The following is a 20,622-nucleotide window of genomic DNA, read 5'->3' on the forward strand; positions in this document are numbered from 1 at the left end:
GATAGCCGGCGCTTATTGCGGAGCCAGCCAGCGGCGCAGCAGGGTGACCAGTTCCTGCTCCGAGAAGGGCTTGGCGAGGAAGTCGTTCATGCCCGCCTCCCGGCACTGGGCCCGGCTCTCGTCCGGGTCGCCGGCGGTGAGGGCGATGATGGCCGTCGGCGTGCCCCGTTCCCGGGCCCGCCAGGCCCGGGTGGTGGCGCAGCCGTCGAGCCCGGGCATGCGGCAGTCCATCAGTACCAGGTCGAAGTCGGCCTCGGGGCCCAGTTGCAGGGCCTCTTCGCCGGAAGACGCGCTCTGTACCTGGCAGCCCAGGGCTTCCAGCAGGCAGGTGCTGGCCTCCCGGATTTCCGGGTTGTCGTCCACCAGCAGGATGCGGCCGCTGAAGCGGGGCGTCCGGGCCGGATTGGTCTCGCGGCCTTCCAGCCATTTGCCGATGGTGGCGATGAGGGTCTGGGCGTCCACCGGCTTGGGCAGGTAGTCGTCCATGCCGGCGGCCAGGCATTTTTCCCGGTCGCCGCGCATGACGAAGGCGGTTAGGGCGATGATCGGCGTGCGCCGCCGCTGGCCTTCCTGGATGCGGATCTGACGGGTGGCCTCGTAGCCGTCCATGCCGGCCATCTGGCAGTCCATGAGGATGGCGTCCGGCTGCCAGCTTTCCGCCAGGGTTACCGCCTCTAGGCCGTTGGCCGCCTGGCGCACCTGGCAGTGGGCCTGGGCCAGGTATTCGGCCAGCACTTCCCGGTTGGCCTCGGTGTCGTCCACCAGCAGGATGCGGGTGTCCCGGGGCAGGGCGGTGATGGGGCTGCCCGCCGGCAGCACGGGCACCGGGCTCACCGTGGGGTCGCTTTCCGGCAGTTCGATGTCGAACCAGAAGCAGCTGCCTTCGCCGCTGTTGCTGCTGACGCCGATGCTGCCGTGCATCAGTTCCACCAGCTGCTTGCAGATGGTCAGGCCCAGTCCGGTGCCGCCGAAGAGGCGGGTGGTGGAGGAATCGGCCTGGGTGAATTTGTCGAAGATGGTTTCCTGCAGTTCCGGCGGCACGCCGATGCCCGAGTCCCGCACCTCGACCCGCAGGTGCTGGCGGCCGGGGGCGATGCGGGTGCATTCGATGTCCAGCTCGACCCAGCCGCTGTTGGTGAATTTGATGGCGTTGTTGAGCAGGTTGGCCATGATCTGGCGCAGGCGTACCGGATCGCCATGGATCTTGGGCGGGATGATGCCCTTGATGTGGTAGCGGAACTCCAGCCCCTTCTGGGCCGCGGCGGCGGCCTGGACCTCGGTCAGTTCGCCCAGCAGCAGCACCAGGTCCACCTCCTCCGGATGGATCACCAGCTTGCCGGCTTCGATCTTGGAAATGTCCAGGATGTCGTTGAGGATGGCCAGCAGCTGCTTGGTGCTGCCGTAGGCCAGGCGGATGTAGCGCTCCTGCTTTTCGTTGAGGGGCGTGTGCAGGAGCAGGTCCAGCACCCCCAGGATGCCGGTGAAGGGGGTGCGGATTTCGTGGCTCATGTTGGCCAGGAATTCGCTCTTGGCCCGGTTTGCCGCCTCCGCCTTTTCCCGGGCGTGGCGCAGTTCGCTTTCCGCCGCCTTGCGTTCGGTGACGTCCTCGAAGGTCCACACCACGCCGCGGCTGAGGTCGTCCGGATTGATGGCCTTGCCCGACACGGCGCACCAGAAGCACTCGCCGTTGCGCCGCCGCATGATCAGCTCCTGGCGCATCACCTGGCCCTGTTCCAGTATGGGCATGATGTCCTGGGTGGCGCTGACGAAGCTTTCCCGGCTCGGGTACAGCTCCTCGGCCCGCAGGCCGATCACCTCCTGGGAGCCGTAGCCGAACATGGCAGCCATCTGCCGGTTGGCCAGGACCACGTGCCGGTCTTCGTGGTTGCTGGTGTCCAGGTAGGCGATGCCGATGGCCGAGGCGTCCAGGGTGGTCTGCTGGATCGCCTCCACTTCCTCCTTGGCCCGCAGCAGGGCGCTCTCGGCCCGGCTGGCCCGGGTCAGGGCCCAGCCCAGCATGGACATGAGGGCGATGAAACCGACCACGATGGCGGCGATGAACAGGCGCATCTGCTCCATGCGCTCGGCCAGGGCCGCGTTCATGGAAGAGAGCATGCCCCAGCGGTCCAGTTCCGCCGCTTCCAGGTCGTCGGCCAGGAGGCGGGACTCCTGCACCAGATGGGGCAGGTCGGCGGCGGGCGTACCGCTGCCTTCCAGGTACTGGTTGGTCTTCAGCTTCAGGTTGCGGATGCGCTCGGAGAGCCGGGCGCGCATTTCCGGATTGCTGTCCCGGCCTTCGGCGCTGTAGTTCTCGGCCAGGGCCAGGGCTTCCCAGGCGGCAGCCACGTGCTTGCGCCGAGCATCGGGGGAATCGGCGGCCCGCTCCAGCAACTCCTGGCTCTGGCCGATGAAGTAGCGTGCCTTGAGCAGGGTGCGGGCGCCGTGGACGCTGTCGAAATTGGCGTCGAGGAAAACTTCGTGCAGGGTGTTGAAACGGGCGAAGCCGAGCACCAGGATGAGTCCCGCCAGGATGGCAAAGCCGTAGATGACGAAGGGGAGTCGCTGGGAGGCTCTGGATCGTGGCGGCACGGATTGGGTCCCCGAATGGAAATCAGCGGTTGTGACCGCCGCTTGTCGCTTTTATGATGTTTGGCATTTTCCACTGAGAAGCCGCCAATGGACAAGCTGTTCCCCGCTCCCCGGTCTTTGCAGATTGCCGCCGGCAGCTCCGCCGGTCTCCGGTCGTGGGCCGGAAAGGCAATGCTGGCCTTGTCTCTGGCAATTTTCAGCCTGGCCGCCCGGGCCGATTTTTCCGACGGGGAAATCCGCGTCGGCCTGCTCGTGGATATGCAATCGACCTATGCCCACATCACCGGCAGCGGTTCCGTGGCGGCGGCGCGCATGGCCATCGAGGACGTGGGCGGCAAGATCAACGGCAAACCCATCCGCCTCTTCTTCGCCGACCACGGCAACAGCGTCGCCCAGGGCTCGGCAGTGGCCAAGCGCTGGCTGTTCGAGGAGGGGGTGGACGTCATCGCCGACGTGGCCAGTTCCCCCATCGCCCTGGCGGTGCAGGAAATCAACCGGCCCAAGGGGGCGGTGGTCTTCTACAACGGCGTCATGAGCACGGAAATCACCGGCAGCCGCTGTGCCGCCACCGGGGTGCACTGGATGTACGACAGCCAGGCCTACACCACCGCCCTGGGCCGGGAACTGACCCGGAGCGGCGCCAGGACCTGGTATTTCATCACCCTGGACAATGCCTTCGGCCGTAATACGGAAAAGGAGCTGGCGGCGGTGATCGAGGCCAACGGCGGCCAGGTGCTGGGGCGCACCTACCACGGCCTGGGGGAGCGGCAGCTGTTCGTCAAGCTGCGCCAGGCGGCGGAGTCCGGCGCCCAGGTGATCGCCCTGGTGGATGCGGGCCAGGACATGATCCGGGCGGTGCGGCAGAGTTTCGACCTGCTGCGGGTGAGCAAGGGCAAGACGGTGCTGGCGGCGGTGGCCACCGCCCTCAACGACGTCCATGTGATGAAGCCCCAGCTGGCCCAGGGCCTCAAGCTTTCCCATTCCTTCTACTGGAACCAGGACCCGGAGGCCCGGGCCTGGTCCCAGCGCTTCTTCGAGCGCACCGGCGCCATGCCCAGCGACCTGCAGGCCGGCGTCTATTCCTCCCTCATCCACTACTTCAAGGCGGTGGCCGCCAGCGACAGCGACAAGGGCACTACCGTGGTGGCCAGGATGCGGGAAATCCCCATCCGTGACCCCATCGTGCGCAACGCCCGCCTGCGGGAAGACGGGCGCATGGTGCACGACATCTACCTGCTGGAAGTGAAGAAGCCCGGGGACATCCGGGAACCCTGGGACTACCTGCGGGTGTTGCGCACCATCCCCGGGGAGCAGGCCTTCAGCCCCCTTTCGGCGAGCGCTTGCCCTTTGCTGGCGCGCTAGGCTTGGCGGCCTGGCCGCGGCGGGGCAGGTGGCTGCCGGCCCCGGCGAGGAACTGGCGGCCGGAGTCGTAGCCCACCTGGAACAGGGTCTCCAGGTTGGAACGGGACCAGTCGAGGGAGGTTTCCCATTTGTCCGCCGGGATGTCGAAGGGCACCTTGAGCAGGTTCCACTTGCCGTCCCGGTTGTACTTGGCTTCGAAGATCTTGGTGTCGTCCCGGGCAATTTCCACCAGGGGCACGATGATGGAGAGCAGCCAGGCGTCGTAGAGGTCCCGCGGCGTGCGCATCAGCTTCTCGGCACCCAGCACGTCGAAGACCACGATGTCCTTCACCTCCGGTTCGTGGCTGACCAGGGCCTCGTAGTTGAGGCAGTCGTGGGCGGCGCCTTCGTAGTAGTACTTGGGCTGGCCGTCCTCCGGGTCCACCATCTGGTGCGGCGGGTAGAGGAAGGGGAAGGCCAGGGCGGCGCGCAGGGCGTCGCCGCTGATCTGTCCCTTGGCGCTGCTGAAATTCTGCATGCGCCGGTCGTTGATGTTGTAGGCGTTCACGTAGAAACGCTCGTGGCGCTGCTGCAGGGCGGAAAAATCCACCACCTGCTCGAGGAAGGGCACCGGCGCGCAGAGACCCAGGCTGTCGGCATTGAGGTCGGTGGGGCAGGCCACGGCGAACATCAGCTTGATCAGGTCGGCCTGCAGCCGCGTCGCCTCGTGGCCGCCCAGCTGCTGCTCCATGGCCTGGACCAGGGGATTGGCCTGCAGCAGGGCCCGGTAGGCCTCGGCGATGGAGCCGGATTTCTGGAATACCTTGAAATTGACCGGATAGCGCTGGTAGAGGGCGTCGGCGATGCCCATGTCCACGGTGCTGCGCAGGGCCTTCAGGGAATCGCCGCCCTGGGGCGCCAGGTAGAGCAGGCCGATGAGGGCGCCGGCCCCGGCGGTGGAAACTACGTCGAATTCGACGCCGGCCTCCTCGAAGGCCACCAGGGCCCCGGCCATGAGGGTGGCGTTGGGGGCGCCGCCCCCGATGATCAGTGCAGTCTTTGCCATTGCGTTGTCCTCCGGAATTGGGTTTTCCGGCAACGCAGGCCCGGGGTGGTCAGGCGCCCAGTTGCCGGAACAGATCCTTCACTGCATCGACCCGTTCCTTGAGGGTCGGCATATGACGAACGACTGCCAGTTTATCCTGCCCGGCCAGCTTGAAGTGACGGTTTTTCTGAATCAGTTCGATGATGCGGATGGGCTCGATGGGCGGATTGGGGCAGAACTGCACGGTCAGCTGGCTGGCAGTGGCGTCCAGCTTGACGATGCCCAGGGGCCTGGCCAGCAGGCGCAGGCGGTGGGTGGCCAGCAGACACTGGCCCTGGGGCGGCAGCTCTCCGAAGCGGTCGATCAGCTCTTCCTGCAGTGCGTTGATGTCCTCCTCCGTTTCGCAGTTGGAGAGGCGCTTGTAGAGGGTCAGGCGCTCGTGCACGTCGGGGGCGTAGGCGTCGGGCAGCAGGGCCGGGGCGTGCAGGTTGATTTCCGTGGTGACGCCCAGGGGCTGGGTCAGGTCCGGCTCCCTGCCCTGCTTGAGGGCGGCCACCGCCCGGTTGAGCATCTCGGTGTACAGGTTGAAGCCCACCTCCTGCATTTCGCCGGACTGGTTTTCCCCCAGTACCTCGCCGGCGCCGCGGATTTCCAGGTCGTGCATGGCCAGGTAGAAGCCGGCCCCCAGCTCTTCCATATGCTGGATGGCCTCCAGGCGCTGCTTGGCCTGCTTGGTCAGGGCCTTTTCATCCTGCACCAGGAGGTAGGAGTAGGCCTGGTGGTGGGAGCGGCCGACCCGTCCCCGCAGCTGGTGCAGCTGGGCCAGGCCGAATTTTTCGGCCCGGTTGATGAGGATGGTGTTGGCGTGGGGATTGTCGATGCCGGTCTCGATGATGGTGGTGCATAGCAGCAGGTTGGCCCGCTGCTGGGTGAAGTCCCGCATCACCCGTTCCAGCTCCCGCTCGTTCATCTGGCCGTGGCCGACCACGATGCGGGCCTCGGGCACCAGGGACTGGAGCTTCTCCCGCATGTTGTCAATGGTGTCCACCTCGTTGTGCAGGAAGTACACTTGGCCGCCCCGCTTCAGTTCCCGCAGCACCGCCTCGCGGATGATGCCGTCGGAGAACTTGGCGACGAAGGTCTTGATGGCCAGCCGCTTCTGGGGCGCCGTGGCGATCACCGAAAAGTCCCGCAGGCCTTCCAGGCTCATGGCCAGGGTGCGGGGGATGGGGGTGGCGGTCAGGGTCAGCACATCCACCTCGGCCCGCAGGGCCTTCAGGGCCTCCTTCTGGCGCACGCCGAAGCGGTGTTCCTCGTCGATCATGACCAGGCCCAGGCGGTCGAACTTCATCTCCTTGGAGAGCAGCTTGTGGGTGCCGATGACGATGTCGATCTTGCCCGCCTCCAGGTCCTTCATGGCCTGGGCGGTTTCCTTGGCGGTCTTGAAGCGGGACAGTTCGGCGATCTGCACCGGCCAGTCGGCGAAGCGGTCCTTGAAGGTCTGGTAGTGCTGTTCGCAGAGCAGGGTGGTGGGGCACAGCACCGCCACCTGCTTGCCGCCGGCCACGGCGACGAAGGCGGCGCGCAGGGCCACTTCGGTCTTGCCGAAGCCCACGTCGCCGCACACCAGGCGGTCCATGGGCTTGCCCGACTTCATGTCCTCGATCACCGCGGCGATGGCGGTGGCCTGGTCTTCCGTCTCCTCGAAGCCGAAGCCGTCGGCGAAAGCCTCGTAGTCGTTTTCGGTGAAGGCGAAGGCATGGCCCTGGCGCGCCGCCCGGGCGGCGTAGAGGGCCAGCAGTTCGGCGGCGGTGTCCCGGGCCTGTTCGGCGGCCTTCTTCTTGGCCTTTTCCCACTGGCCCGAGCCCAGGCTGTGGAGGGGCGCCGCATCGGGCTCGTTGCCGGAGTAGCGGGAGATGACGTGGAGCTGGGAGACGGGCACGTACAGCTTGGCCTCGTTGGCGTAGTGCAGCTCCAGGAATTCGGTGTCGCCTTCGCCCAGGTCCAGGTGCAGCAGGCCCATGTAGCGGCCGATGCCGTGGGATTCGTGCACCACCGGGTCGCCCACCTTGAGCTCGGTCAGGTCCCGCAGCCAGTTGTCCATGGATGCCCGGCGCTGGGCGTTCTGGCGGCTGCGGCGGTTGGGGCTGCCGGCGTACAGCTCGGTCTCGGTGATGATGGCCAGGCCGTCGAGGCAGAAGCCGCTTTGCAGGGGGGCCACGCCCAGGGCCAGGGGCGCGTCGCCGCCGAGGAAGGCGGCAAAGTCGGCGCTGGCGGCGGGCTTGAGGCCGTGTTCCAGCAGCAGTTGCTGCAGGGTTTCGCGGCGGCCGGCGGATTCGGCCAGGAGCAGGGTGCGGCGCCCCTGGCGGCCGGCGATGAACTGCTTGAGGGCGGTCAGCGGGTCCTCGGCCCGCCGTTCCACCGCCACGGTGGGGACGGCGGTGGCCAGAGGCGGCATGCCTTCCGCCGGGGTGCCCAGGATCAGCTTGGCGTAGTCCTTGGCGGCGACGAAGAACTGCTCCTCGGAGAGGAACAGCTCGGCCGGGGGCAGCAGGGGCCGGGCCTTGTCGCCGGCCAGCATGTTGTAGCGGGACTGGGTGTCGCGCCAGAAGTCCTGCAGGGCAAGCGCCACGTCCCGGTGCTGGCAGAGCACGGCGTCCTTGGGCAGGTAGTCGAAGAGGGTGGCGGTTTCCTCGAAGAAGAGGGGCAGCCAGTATTCGATGCCGGCGGAAGGGACGCCGTTGGAGACGTCCTTGTAGATGCCGGACTTGGCCGGATCACCTTCGAAGACTTCGCGGAAGCGCTGGCGGAAGCGGGTGCGGCCGCCGTCGTCCAGGGGGAATTCCCGGGCCGGCAGCAGGCGGATTTCCGGCACCGGGTAGAGGCTGCGCTGGGTGTCGGCGTCGAAGGTGCGCAGGGTCTCGATCTCTTCGTCGAAGAGGTCGATGCGGTAGGGCAGGGCCGAGCCCATGGGGAACAGGTCCACCAGGCCGCCGCGGATGGAGTATTCCCCCGGCGACACCACCTGGGTGACGTGGGTGTAGCCGGCCAGGGTGAGCTGGCTGCGGAACTGCTCGGCGTCCAGCTTCTCGCCCTTTTTCAGGAAGAAGGTGTAGGCCGCCAGGTAGCTGGGTGGAGTCAGGCGGTAGACGGCGGTGGTGGCCGGCACCAGCAGCACTTCGCACTCGCCCCGGCTGACGGCGTAGAGGGTGGCCAGGCGCTCGGAGACCAGGTCGTGGTGGGGCGAGAAATTGTCGTAGGGCAGGGTTTCCCAGTCCGGCAGCAGGCGCACCTTCAGGTCCGGCGCGAACCAGGGAATTTCCTCCAGCAGGCGCTGGGCGTCCGCCGGGCTGGCGGTGAGCACGGCCAGCAGGCGCTTCTGGCTGCGGGCCTGGCTGCCCAGCCGGGCCAGGGCCAGGGCGTCGGCGGAACCGGCCAGGGGCGGTAGGTGCAGGCGTTCGCCGCTGCGCGGCAGCTGGGCCAGGGCGCGGGAAATTTCGGGAGGCAGTTCGGGCAGGGCGGGCGAGGTGGAGGCGGACACGAGGAGGTAAATCAGGCAGGCGGGGGAGGCAGGATTATAGCCCAGGGGCGCTGGCCCGGCCGGGGCGCTGCCGTTTGCCGACGCCGGGGCCGGGCTGGCGCCGCAGTGCAGCCGGGGAAGATTCATTCAGGGGCATGGCCGCAGCGCCTTGCTGGATGCGGCTTGTGGCCTGGCCATGCCGAAGATTCCCGTCCTTCTTGGCCTGCAGGCCATGCCGCTTTTCGGTGTTCCCGCTCGTCAGGTGCCGAGCCGCACCGGCTGGCGGCGGGCGCCGAAGTCGCCGGGCCCCGGGCCGAAGCGGCCGGCCAGCTGGTGGCCGCAGTCGGGGCAGGCGCCGCTGGCGGTGAGGCGGTACTGCTTGAGGGTGTACCAGTCGCGCACGATCAGGGGCGCGTGGCAGCGGGGGCAGTCGGTGGTGCCGCCCGCGGTGTCGTGCACGTTGCCGGTGTAGACGAAGTGCAGGCCGGCGTCCCGGGCGATGCGGCGGGCCCGGCTGAGGGTGGCCGGCGGCGTCTCCGGCGCCTCGAGGAATTTCCAGTCCGGGTGGTAGGCGCTGAAGTGCAGGGGCACTTCGGGCCCCAGTTCCCGTTCGATCCAGCCGGCCAGCTGGGCGATTTCCCGGTCGCTGTCGTTGTGGCCGGGAATGAGCAGGGTGGTGATTTCCAGCCAGCAGTCGGTGAGGTGGTGGATGTGGGCCAGGGTGTCGAGCACCGGCTGTAGGTGGCCGCCGCACAGCTTGACGTAGAAGTCCTCGGTGAAGGCCTTGAGGTCCACGTTGGCGGCGTCCATCAGGGCGAAGAACTCCTTCCGCGGTTCGGCGTGGATGTAGCCGGCGGTGACGGCGACGCTGCGGATGCCGGCCTCGCGGCAGGCCAGGGCCGTGTCCATGGCGTATTCGGCGAAGATCACCGGGTCGTTGTAGGTGAAGGCCACGGCCGGGGCCTCCAGGCGGCGGGCAGCGGCGGCGATGGCGGCCGGGCTGGCGGCGTCCATCAGCCGGTCCATGTCCCGGGACTTGGAGATGTCCCAGTTCTGGCAGAACTTGCAGGCCAGGTTGCAGCCGGCGGTGCCGAAGGAAAGGATGGGGGTGCCCGGGTGGAAGTGGTTGAGGGGCTTCTTTTCCACCGGGTCCAGGCAGAAGCCGGAGGAGCGGCCGTAGGTGGTGAGGATCATGGCCCCGTCCCGGGCCTGGCGCACGAAGCAGGCGCCGCGCTGGCCTTCGTGCAGACGGCAGTCCCGGGGACAGAGGTCGCACTGCAGGCGGCCGTCTTCCAGGGCGTGCCACCAGCGGCCCGGGTGGGCGCTCTCGGCCACGGCGGGGGTGTGGTCGGGATTCATGGCCGTTCTCCTCTGTTCTGGTGCCACTTGCGCACCCGGTAGGTGGCCAGCTCCACCTGGGGCGACCAGAAATCCCGGGGCAGGCCGGCCTTGGCCTTGAGTTCGGCGAGAAAGCGTGACGGCTCGGGCAGGGCTTCCCAGACCTGGGGCAGAAAGGTGGCGCAGTGGGCGCCGTAGCGCAGGATCAGGCCGTCCTCGCCGGGCACCAGGGCCGCCAGGGCGTCGGCCTCGCTGGCGGCGGCCAGGGGGCGGGGCGTCTGCAGCAGGGACACTTCCAGGTCCAGCAGGGGCCATTCTTCGACGCTCACCGGGGCGAAGCGGGGATCGCGGAAGGCGGCGGCCCGGGCATTGGCGGCCACGTCCTCGCCCAGGGGGCGGCGGGCTTCCAGGGTGCCGATGCAGCCCCGCAGGCGGCCGTCCCGGGTCAGGGTGACGAAGGTGGCGGCGGGCTTTTCCAGGGCCCGGGGCGGCGGCGTTCCCAGATTGGGCGGCGGGTCGGCCAGGCCCAGTTCCCGGGCGATGGCGTGGCGGGCCAGGGCCAGCAGCAGGCGGCCCAGGGCGGCATCGGGCGGCGCGCTGGCGATGGGCTCAGTGGGGACCATGGTCCGGCTCCAGGGCGAAGGCGGCGTAGCCCACCACCCGTTCCCGGTCGCCGGCGGTATCGCCGGAATTGCGCCGGTCCAGGAGGCGGGGCCGCAGGCCGTGGCGGGCTGCCGCCAGCAGCAGGCCGTTGATGGGAATGGCGCCGCAGGCTTCCTGGGGCGCCAGGTCGGCCCGGGCGGCGGCGATGCGGGCGCAGGTGGCCTGGTCCAGGCGTTCGGCCTCGGCGTAGGGCTGGTAGTGGGAAAGGTCGGAACTGACCAGGATCAGGGTTTCCTCGCCGCCCCACAGGCGCTCCAGCACCTGGGCCACGGCCTCGCCGGAGGCGGCGCCCACGGCCAGGGGCAGCAGGGTGAAGGGGCCCAGCAGGCGTTGCAGGAAAGGCAGTTGCACTTCCAGGGAATGCTCCAGGGCGTGGGCCCCGTCGTCGGCCACCACCTGGGGCAGGTCGGCGATGCGCTGCCGGGCCTCGGCGTCGATGGGCAGCGGGCCCAGGGGCGTGGCGAAACTGTCCACGGTGGGCACGGCCAGTCCCCGCACCGCCACCCGGTGGGTGGGACCGAGCAGGATGACGCGGCGGATGCGCCCGGCCTGGGGCGCCAGGGCGGCATAGGCGGTCGCCGCGATGGGGGCGGAATAGAGGTAGCCGGCGTGGGGCACGATGAGGGCCTTGATCGGCCCTGCGGCAGCGGGCGGCCGGGCCTGGGCCAGGTAGGCGTCGATGTCGGCGCCCAACTGGGCGGGGTCGGCCGGGTAGAAGAGGCCGGCGACGGCGGCGGGACGAAGGCTGGGCATGGCTCGCTCCCTGGAAGGTAACGCTACAGGTGCATGAATATCCAGCCGCCGATGGTGCCCGCGGCCAGGGCCAGGAAGCCCAGGCCGATACGGCGACCCAGGCTGGGTCCGGCGACGGAGAAGACGATGCCCAGCTTGAACACCAGGTTGGCGAGGAAGGCGATGACGATGGAGTTCACCGCCTCATGCATGGGCAGCTTGCCCATGCCGAACAGGCGCAGGGAGGACAGGGCGATGGCATCCACGTCGGTGAAGCCGGAAATCAGGGAAATGGCGTAGAGGCCCTCGGAACCGGCCACATCGGAGAGCCAGGCGGCCAGCAGCAGCACCACGGCGTAGATGCAGCCGAAGGTGAGGGCGGTGCGGATTTCCGCCGGGTTGTGCAGGTTGAGGGGCGTTTCCGGCTGGCCGCTCTGGTCGCCGAGGATGCGCCACAGCCAGCCGATCACCACCAGGCCCAGCAGCAGACCGCCGCCCAGGGCCGGCAGCAGTTGCGGCAGCAGCTCGGGTTGCAGCATGGCGGCCAGGAGGGAGAGACGCACCAGCACCACCACGTTGGCGGTGAGGATCACCACCATGGACAGGCGCAGCAGGTTGGGCGTGGCCTTGACGTGGCGGGAGTACACCAGGGTGATGGCGGTGGAGGAGGCGAGGCCGCCCATGAGGCCGATCAGGGGGGCGCCGTGCTGCTGGCCGAAGAGGCGCAGGGCGGCATAGCCGGCCAGGCTCATGCCGGAGATGAGCACCACCATCCACCACACCTGGTAGGGGTTGAGGGCCAGGTAGGGGCCGAAGCCCTGGTCCGGCAGGATGGGCAGGATGACCAGGGAGAGGACGCCGAACTGCAGCATGGAGATGAGGTCCTTGCGCGTCAGCTTCTCGCTCAGCAGGTGCAGCTCGGTCTTGAAGTAGAGCAGCACGGTGGTGAGGATGGCCAGCATCACCGCCAGGGTCTGCTCCTGGTACCAGATCATGGCGCCGAAGGTGTAGGCCAGGAGCAGGGCTACCACCGAGGTGGTGCCCGGGTCCTGGGCGTCGGGGCGGGAATGGTAGGCGGCCACCATCATCAGGCCCACCATCAGGAGGCCGGCGGCCAGCACCCACTCGGAACCGCTCTTTTCCCCCAGCAGGCCGGCGATGGTGCCGAGCAGGGCGGTCAGGGCGAAGGTGCGCAGGCCGGCCCGGGAGGAGGAATGCCGTTCCCGCTCCAGGCCCATGAGCAGGCCCACCCCCAGACTGAGGAGAAAGGCTTGGGCGAATTCCAGCCCGGTTTCGGTGAGGAAGTTGTTTTCCATGGTTTTTCTTATTTCGCCTGGTTTTTGATGGGGGGCAAAAATGGCGGAAAAGTCCCCCGGCCGGCCGGTTATGACGAGGCCCCTCCTGTTAAAATTAATGCATGGCCCGACACTACGCAATCGTTCCCGCTGCCGGCAGCGGTTCCCGCTTCGGCAGCGACACTCCCAAACAGTATCTTCCCCTGGCGGGACAACCCCTCATCCACCACACCCTGGCGGCCCTGTGCCGCCATCCGGCCATCGACCGGGTATGGGTGGTGCTGTCGCCGGGGGACGAGTGGTGGCGGGAATACGACTGGAGCGCCCTGGGGCCCAAGCTGGAAACCGTCTTCCACGGCGGCGCCACCCGGGCCCAGAGCGTGGCCAGCGGCCTCAGGGCAGCCCAGATGGCGGCCGCCGAGGACGACTGGGTGCTGGTGCACGATGCGGCCCGGCCCTGCCTGGCCGCCGCCATGATCGACGCCCTGGTGGCAGAACTGGCGGACGATCCGGTGGGCGGCATCCTGGCGGTGCCCGTGGCCGACACCCTGAAGCGGGCCGATGTGCAGCAGCGGGCCGCGGCCACCGTGCCCCGGGACGGCCTGTGGCAGGCCCAGACGCCCCAGATGTTCCGCTATGGCACCCTGTGCCGGGCCCTGGCGGCCAGCCCGGACGTCACCGACGAGGCCGGTGCCATCGAGGCCCTGGGCCTCAAGCCCCGGCTGGTGAAGGGCGACGCCAGCAATCTCAAGGTTACCTATCCGGCGGACCTGTCCCTGGCGGAGGCCATCCTGCGCAGCCGCCTCGGCCCCCGGGCCGCCCTCGGAGCATTGGCATGAGTCACAAGGAAATTCGCGTCGGCCAGGGCTGGGATGTGCATGCTCTGGTGCCGGGACGGGCCCTGATCCTGGGCGGCGTCACCATTCCCCACGAACTGGGGCTGCTCGGCCATTCCGATGCCGACGCCCTGCTGCACGCCATTACCGACGCCCTGCTCGGCGCGGCGGCCCTGGGCGATATCGGCCGCCATTTCCCCGATTCCGATCCGCGCTGGAAGGGGGCCGACAGCCGGGTGCTGCTGCGCCACACCCTCAGCCTGCTGCAGCAGGCGGGCTGGCGCGTGGTCAATGTGGACGCCACGGTGGTGGCCCAGCGGCCCAAACTGGCGGCCCACATTCCGGCCATGGTGGCCAATATCGCCGCCGATCTGGGGCTGGCCGCCGAGCGGGTCAACGTCAAGGCCAAGACCTGCGAACGGCTCGGTTTTGCCGGTCGGGAGGAGGGCATGGAAGCCCAGGCCGCCGTCCTCATTGAACGGGAGTGACTTTGTCCGGTCAGACAGCGTCCCCAGAACGGGCCCGGGTGTTTTTCGCCCTCTGGCCCGAGGCGGCCCTGGCTGAGCGCCTGGCGGCCCTGGCCGAAGCCCAGGCGGCGGCCGTGGGCGGCCGCGCCATGGCCCGGGAGACCCTGCACCTGACCCTGGCCTTTCTCGGTGACGTTCCCCTCGCAACCCTGCCGGCCCTGCAGGAAGCCGGCCGCATTGTGGCCCGGCAACAAGTCATGCACCACGTATTCCCCCTGGAGTTTTCCCTGGATCATTTTGGCTACTGGCAGCACAACCACCTCGCCTGGATCGGCTGCCGCGCTCCCGTCGCTGCCCTGCACGGCCTCGCTGACGCCCTGGCGGCGGCCGTGGGTGAGCGGGGCTTTGCCCTGGAACCCCGTCCCTTCGTGCCCCACGTGACCCTGGTGCGCCGGGCCCCCGTGGCGCCACCCTGCCGGGAGGAGGCTTTGCCCCTGGCCTGGCGCGCCACGGATTTCGCCCTGCTGCGCTCCCGCCGCCATGCCGGCGGTGCCGCCTACGAGACCCTGGCCCGCTGGCCGGTGGAGGGCTCGGCATGATCAAGAAGATTCCCGTGGCCCAGATCCGGGTCGGCATGTATGTCAGCGACGTCAATGCGGGCTGGATGGATCATCCCTTCCTGCGCAACAGCCTGCTGCTGGAAGACCAGGAACAGGTGCTGAAAATCCGCCGTGCCGGCATCCGGGAGGTGTTCATCGACACCGCCAAGGGCCTGGATGTAGACGACGTGCCCACGGCCCAGGAGGCGGCCCGGAGCAGCCAGCAGGACCTGGAAAGGATGGCCGAGGCGCCGGAAAACAAGGCGCCGCCGCCCCGCACCAGCCTGGCGGAGGAGCTGGCCAAGGCCAAGGGGGCCTTCAACGAGGGGGCCCGCCTGGTGCGCAGCGTCATGGACAACGCCCGCCTGGGGCGCCAGATCGAGATGGAATCGGTGAAGCTGGCGGTGGAGAAGATCACCAACTCCGTCATCCGCAACAGCAACGCCATGTTCACCCTGCGCCGCCTGCAGCAGCGGGACGACTACACCTACCAGCACTCGGTGGGCGTCTGCGCCATGCTGGCGGCCTTCGCCAAGGCCATGGACATGGACCTGGCGACCATCCACCAGGTGGCCCTGGGTGGCCTGCTGCACGACATCGGCTATGTGCGCATCCATGCCGAGATCCTGGCCAAGCCGGGCAAGCTGACCGACGAGGAATACCTGCACGTGAAATCCCACGTGGTCCAGGGTTCCGACATCCTGCACCAGACGGCGGGCATTCCCCAGCTGGCCTTCGACATCATGGAGCACCACCACGAGCGTTTCGACGGCAGCGGCTATCCCCGGGGCCTCAAGGGCGAGGAGATTTCCCAGGTGGGACGCATGGCGGCCATCGTCGATGTGTATGACGCCATCACCACCGACCGGGTTTATCATCGGGGCGTCAATCCGGGGGAAGCCATGCGCAAGCTTTTCGACTGGAGCAAGTACCACTTTGATCCGGCCCTGTTCCAGATCTTCGTCAAGAGCATCGGCATCTACCCGGTGGGCACCCTGGTGCGCCTGGAGAGCGAGCGCCTTGGCGTGGTGGTGGAACAGCGGGAGAAAAATCTGCTGCAGCCCCTGGTGCGGGTCATCTACGATGCCAAGCGCCAGTACTATCTGCCGCCCCAGGATGTGGACCTCTCCCGGCCCTTTGGCCATGGCGGCGGCGACCGCATCGTCACCCATGAATCCCCCCTGAAGTGGGGCATCGACGTCAATCGTTTCCTTTCCTGAAGCATGCCCAAGCCACCGCCCGCTCCCCGCGAAACCCGCGGCATCGAGAATGTGCTGACCCGCCTGCGGCAGGGCGAGAACCGCTTCGTCCAGCTGGCGGACAACATCCCGGAAAGCTTCTGGCTGATCGACATCGCCGCCCGCCGCGTGGTCTATGCCAATCCGGCCTACGCCACCCACTGGGGCGGCTCGGTGGAAGACCTCTACCGCAACCGCTTCGACTGGCTGCGCTTCATCCACCCGGACGACCTGGACCGCATGCGCGAGGCGGTGCGGCGCAATCCCCGGGGCGGGGTCAACGAGGTGGTGCGCATCGTCCATCCCAACGGTGGCGAGCGCTGGCTGCACATCCGCAGCTTCGACATGAAGGACGAGCAGGGCAATGCCCACAGCGTCGGCGGCGTCGGCACCGACATCACCGACCTGGTGCTGCAACGGGAAGCCCTGCGGGCCAGCGAGGCGGTGCAGAAGGGCGTGCTGGACGCCCTGCCGGCCCATATCGCGATCCTCGACGCCGAGGGCATCATCGTCGCGGTGAACGAGCCCTGGAGTCGTTTCGCCGCCGAGAACAGCCATGATCCGAGCAGCGCCGGCGTGGGCTGCAACTACATCCGGGTCTGCGAGAGGTCCTGGGGCGAATCGGCGGAAGAGGCCCAGGACATCGCCGTCGGCATCCGTGCCGTGATCGACGGTCTGCAGCACGAGTTTTCCCTGGTCTATGCCTGTCATTCGCCCACCGAGAAGCGCTGGTTCCGCGTTCTGGTGACGCCCCTGGAAGCCCGGGGCAACCGGGGCGCGGTGGTGATGCACCTCAACGTCACCGAGACGGTGGAAGCCCAGCAGCGCCTGACCCATCTGGCCCACTTCGACAGCCTCACCGGCCTGCCCAACCGCCTGCTCTTCCGCGAGCGCCTGAAGGCGGCCCTGGCCATGGTGCAGCGCCAGGGCGGCCGGCTGGCGGTGATGTTCATCGACCTGGACCGTTTCAAGGTGGTCAACGACACCCTGGGCCACCTGGCCGGCGACGCCCTGTTGCAGCAGGTGGCCGCCCGCATCGGCGGCTGCCTGCGGGCCAGCGACACGGTGGGGCGCCTGGGCGGCGACGAGTTCGCCGTGCTGGTGCCGGACCCGGAGCGGGAGTACGACGTCACCGTGGTGGCCCGCCGCCTGGTGGACACCCTGGCCCAGCCCATCACCCTGGAAGGGCAGGAGCTGTTCGTCTCCGCTTCCATCGGCATCACCCTCTACCCGGACGATTGCGACGACCTGGAAAAGCTCATCCGCAACGCCGACACGGCCATGTACCGGGCCAAGGAGCTGGGCCGCAACAACTTCCAGTTCTTCACCGCCGCCATGAACGCCCGGGTCAAGGAACAGCTGCAACTGGAGACGGACCTGCGGCGGGCGGTGCAGCGCCAGGAATTCATCCTCCACTTCCAGCCCAAGGTCAGCTGCAGTCACGGCGGTATCACCGGCTTCGAGGCCCTGCTGCGCTGGCAGCATCCGGTGCGGGGTCTGGTCTCGCCCATGGAATTCATTCCCCTGCTGGAAGAAACCGGGCTCATCGTGCCCGTCGGCACCTGGGTGCTGCAGCAGGCCTGTCAGCAGGCGGCGGCATGGCACCTGGCCGGTCACGGGCAGCTGACGGTGGCGGTGAACCTGTCGGCCCGCCAGCTGCAGTCCGAGGCCCTGGTGCAGGACGTGCGCCAGGCCCTGGAAGATTCCGGCCTGCCGCCCCAGGCCCTGGAGCTGGAACTGACCGAGAGCCTGCTGATGAGCCACGTCGAGGACAACATCGCGTTGCTCAACCGGCTCAAGGCCATGGGTGTGCAGCTGTCGGTGGACGATTTCGGCACCGGCTATTCCAGCCTGGCCTATCTGAAGCGCCTGCCCCTGGATACGGTCAAGGTGGACCGGGCCTTCGTCCAGGACATCACCGCCGATCCGGGGGATGCCTCCATCACCCGGGCCGTCATCACCATGGCCCACAACCTGCGCCTCAAGGTGGTGGCCGAAGGGGTGGAGACCGAGGGCCAGATCGCCCTGCTGGTGGCCAACCACTGCGACGAGATGCAGGGCTACTACTTCAGCCGTCCGGTGCCGGCGCCGGAGGCCCTGGCCCTGCTCGACAAGGGGCGGGTGCTGCCGGGCCGCCTGCGGGCCCGGGGGGTACAGGTGCCGACGGTCCTGCTGGTGCTGACGGCGCCGGCCCTGCGCCTGACCCTCGGCCGGGCCCTGGAGGAGGCCAACCTGCGGGTGCTGCTGGCCGGTGGCGGCGAAGAGGGGCTGGCGGCCCTGGCCTGCCAGCGGGTGGACGCCATCGTCGCCGATGCCGGGCTCACCGACAGTGCCGGCCAGGCCTTCCTCGAACGGGCGGGCCAGTTGCAGCCGGAGGCCGGCTTCCTGCTGCTGTCCTCCGCCGACAACATGGCGGCGGCCGCCGCCGAACTGCCGCCCCATCTGGCGGGCCATCTCTTGTCCCGGGACGTGGGCACGGAAGTGCTGGTCGCCGGCGTCCTCGAAGCCCTGCGCCAGCACAGTCTGCTGCTGGAGAACCAGCGCCTGACCCAGGAGGTCCACAGCGCTGGCCTGGAGCTGTCCCGCCTCGGCCAGGAACTGGAGTCCCTCCTGGCCAGCCACGCCCGTCAGGAAATACGGCCCCAGCAGGCCACCGGTATCGCCCACGAGGTGCTGCAGGAGCTGCCGGCGGCGGTGCTGGGGGTGGACGCCAGCGGCATGGTGGCCTACGCCAATGCGGCGGCGGAACGGTTGTGGCCGGCCTGCGGTCTGATCGGCAACGAGAGCGCCGACCTGCTGCCGCCGGAGCTGCTGGCGCTGCTGCAGGCGGGCGGCGGCAGCCGGGAAATCACCTTGAACCAGGGCGGCCGTTGCCGCGCCCTGTGCCAGCCTTTCGGCAACGATGCCAAGACCCGGGGACACCTGCTGTTGCTGTTGCCCCTGTAGCACCCATGGAAAAGAAACAATGAGCACCATCAAACAAATACCCCTGGAGGAAGCCCAGCCGGGCATGCTGCTGGGGGACGACCTGCGGGATGCCGCCGGTCAGGTCCTGCTGCCCAGGGGCTCCGAACTGGCCGAGTCCAGCCTGCGCTCCCTGGCCCGGCGCGGCATCGAAACCCTGACCATCCGCATCGAGGCGCCGGTGGACGAGGGCGCCCTCATGGCCCGCCGGGAGGCTTCCCGGCTGCGCCTGCAGCACCTGTTCCGCCAGGCCGGCGACCCGGCCTCCCAGGAGTTGCTGCGCCTGATGCTGGAATACCGCCAGGAGCGCCCCCAATGAAGACCCTGCAAGCGCAACAGGTGGTGGAGGCGGTGCGTCAGCTGCCGTCCCTGCCGGCGGTGGTGATCGAACTGCTGCAGTCGGCCGACAAGGACGACGTCAATGCGGACGAGCTGGCCAACAAGATCGCCCTGGACCAGGCCCTGGCGGCCAAGGCCCTGAAGGTGGCCAATTCCCCCTTCTACGGCCTGCAGAGCAAGGTGGCCAGCATCCAGGACGCCACGGTGATCCTGGGTCTGCGCCAGATCCGCTCCCTGGTGGCCGCCGCCGCCGTCACCGGCGCCTTTGCCCAGTCCCGCCACAGCTGGTTCGACCAGCGCCTGTTCTGGCAGCACTGCGTCGGCGTCGCCCTGTGCGCCCGCACCCTGGCGGCGGAGGCCGGCGTCTCCGAGGACGGTGCCTTCACCGCCGGCCTGCTGCACGACATCGGTCGCCTGGTGCTGGTCACCTGTTTCCCCGACGAGTACCGGGAGGCCCTGGCCTACCAGAAGAAGCACGACTGCTTCCTCCTCACCGCCGAGCGGGACGTGCTGGGCCTGGACCATGCCCAGGTGGGCCAGGCCCTGGCCGAACGCTGGCACTTCGCCCCTTCCATCCAGGCGGCGGTGGCCCATCACCACGCGCCGGAGGAGGCCACCGCCGATTCTCTGGCCGGCGTCGTCCATGTGGCCGACGTCATGGCCCATGCCCTGGACCTGTGCCCCCGGGAGGATGAACTGGTGCCGCCCCTCTCCGCCGTAGCCTGGAACCGGCTCGGCATCGACTGGGGCCGTTTCAAGCAGATGCTGGCGACGGTGGAAGACCGGTTCGAGGATGTGTGCACCGCCCTCAACATCTGAAGGGTCGCCGCACCTGGGGCGCTTATGCCCCCGGGTTTAGCCAAAATCAAGGATTCGCCGCCGGGGGCGGCGTAGCTTAGGGGAGTCACCCACCGTCGGTCTGGACTCCCCTGTGTCCTTCACTCCCCATGAAATCGCCCTGCTCAAGTCCTCCCGCCTCTTTGCCGGCCTGGAGGAAAGCGAGCGCTTCAACGACATCCTGAGCCGTCCCGAGAACCGGGTGCAGGTGCCGGAAGACTGCTGCTTCCTGGAGCGGGGTACCCGTTCCCCGGGCCTCTACATTCTGGTGCACGGCTCCGTCGAAATCTTCTTCTGCAACGCCGAAGGGGAAGAGAAGGTGCTGCACTTCATCAAGTCGGGGGAAACCCTGGCGGAAGAAACCGTCAGCGACCAGAAAGCCATCAACTACTGGGCTCGCAGCCTGACACCGACGGTGATGCTGCGCATTCCCCCGGCCGAGGTGCTGGCCTGGATGGACGAATCCTGGCCTTTCGCCCAGCGCTTCCTGGAACTGGTGTCCGAGCGCATCTGCCTGCTCTACGCCGACGTGGTCACCTTCTATTCCAAGACCGCCGTGCAGCGCCTGGCCTGCTACCTGATCTGCGGCTTCGAGACCTCCCGCCTGACCCTCAAGGATTCCCTCAGCCTGGCCATCCCGGTGCCGAAGAAGAACCTGGCCTCCCGCCTCAGCATCAGCCAGACCCATCTCTCCCGGGCCCTGCGGGACCTGACCGAACGGGGCCTCATCACCCAGGAGGGCAACCGCCTGCAGGTGAAGGACGTGGAGCAGCTGGCGGGCTACGTCTGCCCCCACGGCTGCGATCTGTAGGCCGCAGC

General features: G+C 68.4%; 16 protein-coding genes. 9 read left to right on the top strand and 7 right to left on the bottom strand.

Translation table 11 applies throughout. The features are described from left to right. Positions 1 to 12 precede the first annotated feature (12 nt). Positions 13 to 2,589: a PAS domain-containing hybrid sensor histidine kinase/response regulator gene (locus tag AC3QLZ_RS01265; protein WP_014237436.1), complete on the bottom strand. Its 2,577-nt coding sequence runs from the start codon at positions 2,587 to 2,589 to the stop codon at positions 13 to 15. 171 nt (positions 2,590 to 2,760) lie between these two features. Here AC3QLZ_RS01265 and AC3QLZ_RS01270 point away from each other — a divergent pair, with 171 nt between their 5' ends. Next, positions 2,761 to 3,951, top strand: a complete 1,191-nt coding sequence (locus tag AC3QLZ_RS01270) for an ABC transporter substrate-binding protein (protein WP_043798137.1) — start codon at positions 2,761 to 2,763, stop codon at positions 3,949 to 3,951. On the opposite strand, the gene AC3QLZ_RS01275 is transcribed toward AC3QLZ_RS01270, so the two are convergent. The 6 genes from AC3QLZ_RS01275 to AC3QLZ_RS01300 all read right to left on the bottom strand — a co-directional run bounded on the left by AC3QLZ_RS01275 (position 3,908) and on the right by AC3QLZ_RS01300 (position 12,544). Next, complete coding sequence (locus AC3QLZ_RS01275; protein ID WP_014237438.1) at positions 3,908 to 4,996, bottom strand: patatin-like phospholipase family protein; 1,089 nt, start codon at positions 4,994 to 4,996, stop codon at positions 3,908 to 3,910. The two genes, AC3QLZ_RS01270 and AC3QLZ_RS01275, sit on opposite strands and share 44 nt — an antisense overlap. 49 nt (positions 4,997 to 5,045) lie before the next feature. Then, a complete protein-coding gene (gene mfd / locus AC3QLZ_RS01280) occupies positions 5,046 to 8,642 on the bottom strand; it encodes a transcription-repair coupling factor (RefSeq protein ID WP_014237439.1) in 3,597 nt (1,198 codons plus the stop codon). A 111-nt stretch (positions 8,643 to 8,753) separates the two neighbouring features. Beyond that, positions 8,754 to 9,854, bottom strand: coding sequence for an AmmeMemoRadiSam system radical SAM enzyme (gene amrS, locus AC3QLZ_RS01285; protein ID WP_014237440.1), 1,101 nt, complete (start codon positions 9,852 to 9,854; stop codon positions 8,754 to 8,756). Continuing rightward, complete coding sequence (gene amrA, locus AC3QLZ_RS01290; RefSeq protein ID WP_014237441.1) at positions 9,851 to 10,456, bottom strand: AmmeMemoRadiSam system protein A; 606 nt, start codon at positions 10,454 to 10,456, stop codon at positions 9,851 to 9,853. The genes amrS and amrA overlap by 4 nt, the downstream gene beginning before the upstream one ends. Beyond that, entirely contained in the window at positions 10,443 to 11,249 is an 807-nt protein-coding gene (gene amrB, locus AC3QLZ_RS01295; protein WP_014237442.1) for an AmmeMemoRadiSam system protein B, read from the bottom strand. The genes amrA and amrB overlap by 14 nt, the downstream gene beginning before the upstream one ends. Before the next feature lie 23 nt (positions 11,250 to 11,272). Next, positions 11,273 to 12,544, bottom strand: a complete 1,272-nt coding sequence (locus AC3QLZ_RS01300) for an MgtC/SapB family protein (protein WP_014237443.1) — start codon at positions 12,542 to 12,544, stop codon at positions 11,273 to 11,275. A 101-nt stretch (positions 12,545 to 12,645) separates the two neighbouring features. Between AC3QLZ_RS01300 and ispD the strand changes: the two genes are divergently transcribed. From ispD to AC3QLZ_RS01340, 8 genes are all read left to right on the top strand, one after another. Continuing rightward, positions 12,646 to 13,362 (top strand): 2-C-methyl-D-erythritol 4-phosphate cytidylyltransferase, encoded by a 717-nt coding sequence (gene ispD, locus AC3QLZ_RS01305; protein ID WP_014237444.1) that lies wholly within the window; start codon positions 12,646 to 12,648, stop codon positions 13,360 to 13,362. Beyond that, positions 13,359 to 13,847: a 2-C-methyl-D-erythritol 2,4-cyclodiphosphate synthase gene (gene ispF, locus AC3QLZ_RS01310; protein ID WP_014237445.1), complete on the top strand. Its 489-nt coding sequence runs from the start codon at positions 13,359 to 13,361 to the stop codon at positions 13,845 to 13,847. Before ispD ends, ispF begins: the two co-directional genes overlap by 4 nt. Before the next feature lie 38 nt (positions 13,848 to 13,885). Next, positions 13,886 to 14,425, top strand: coding sequence for an RNA 2',3'-cyclic phosphodiesterase (gene thpR, locus AC3QLZ_RS01315; protein ID WP_050804302.1), 540 nt, complete (start codon positions 13,886 to 13,888; stop codon positions 14,423 to 14,425). Then, a complete protein-coding gene (locus AC3QLZ_RS01320; protein WP_014237447.1) occupies positions 14,422 to 15,645 on the top strand; it encodes an HD-GYP domain-containing protein in 1,224 nt (407 codons plus the stop codon). The genes thpR and AC3QLZ_RS01320 overlap by 4 nt, the downstream gene beginning before the upstream one ends. A gap of 3 nt (positions 15,646 to 15,648) precedes the next feature. Further along, positions 15,649 to 18,609, top strand: a complete 2,961-nt coding sequence (locus AC3QLZ_RS01325; RefSeq protein WP_014237448.1) for an EAL domain-containing protein — start codon at positions 15,649 to 15,651, stop codon at positions 18,607 to 18,609. Between the two features lie 19 nt (positions 18,610 to 18,628). Beyond that, on the top strand, positions 18,629 to 18,946 hold the full coding sequence (locus tag AC3QLZ_RS01330; RefSeq protein WP_014237449.1) for a hypothetical protein: 318 nt from the start codon (positions 18,629 to 18,631) through the stop codon (positions 18,944 to 18,946). After that, on the top strand, positions 18,943 to 19,785 hold the full coding sequence (locus AC3QLZ_RS01335; protein WP_014237450.1) for an HDOD domain-containing protein: 843 nt from the start codon (positions 18,943 to 18,945) through the stop codon (positions 19,783 to 19,785). Before AC3QLZ_RS01330 ends, AC3QLZ_RS01335 begins: the two co-directional genes overlap by 4 nt. Before the next feature lie 112 nt (positions 19,786 to 19,897). Continuing rightward, on the top strand, positions 19,898 to 20,614 hold the full coding sequence (locus AC3QLZ_RS01340) for a Crp/Fnr family transcriptional regulator (protein ID WP_014237451.1): 717 nt from the start codon (positions 19,898 to 19,900) through the stop codon (positions 20,612 to 20,614). Positions 20,615 to 20,622 lie beyond the last annotated feature (8 nt).

Source organism: Azospira sp. MPR-LB4, assembly GCF_058809525.1.

Bases quoted from the DNA above. Each gene is read 5' to 3' on its own strand.
- AC3QLZ_RS01270 (WP_043798137.1), top strand. From the start codon at position 2,761: ATGCTGGCCTTGTCTCTGGCAATTTTCAGCCTGGCCGCCCGGGCCGAT.
- AC3QLZ_RS01275 (WP_014237438.1), bottom strand. From the start codon at position 4,996: ATGGCAAAGACTGCACTGATCATCGGGGGCGGCGCCCCCAACGCCACC.
- mfd (WP_014237439.1), bottom strand. From the start codon at position 8,642: ATGAATCTTCCCCGGCTGCACTGCGGCGCCAGCCCGGCCCCGGCGTCG.
- amrS (WP_014237440.1), bottom strand. From the start codon at position 9,854: ATGAATCCCGACCACACCCCCGCCGTGGCCGAGAGCGCCCACCCGGGC.
- amrA (WP_014237441.1), bottom strand. From the start codon at position 10,456: ATGGTCCCCACTGAGCCCATCGCCAGCGCGCCGCCCGATGCCGCCCTG.
- amrB (WP_014237442.1), bottom strand. From the start codon at position 11,249: ATGCCCAGCCTTCGTCCCGCCGCCGTCGCCGGCCTCTTCTACCCGGCC.
- AC3QLZ_RS01300 (WP_014237443.1), bottom strand. From the start codon at position 12,544: ATGGAAAACAACTTCCTCACCGAAACCGGGCTGGAATTCGCCCAAGCC.
- ispD (WP_014237444.1), top strand. From the start codon at position 12,646: ATGGCCCGACACTACGCAATCGTTCCCGCTGCCGGCAGCGGTTCCCGC.
- ispF (WP_014237445.1), top strand. From the start codon at position 13,359: ATGAGTCACAAGGAAATTCGCGTCGGCCAGGGCTGGGATGTGCATGCT.
- AC3QLZ_RS01320 (WP_014237447.1), top strand. From the start codon at position 14,422: ATGATCAAGAAGATTCCCGTGGCCCAGATCCGGGTCGGCATGTATGTC.
- AC3QLZ_RS01325 (WP_014237448.1), top strand. From the start codon at position 15,649: ATGCCCAAGCCACCGCCCGCTCCCCGCGAAACCCGCGGCATCGAGAAT.
- AC3QLZ_RS01330 (WP_014237449.1), top strand. From the start codon at position 18,629: ATGAGCACCATCAAACAAATACCCCTGGAGGAAGCCCAGCCGGGCATG.
- AC3QLZ_RS01335 (WP_014237450.1), top strand. From the start codon at position 18,943: ATGAAGACCCTGCAAGCGCAACAGGTGGTGGAGGCGGTGCGTCAGCTG.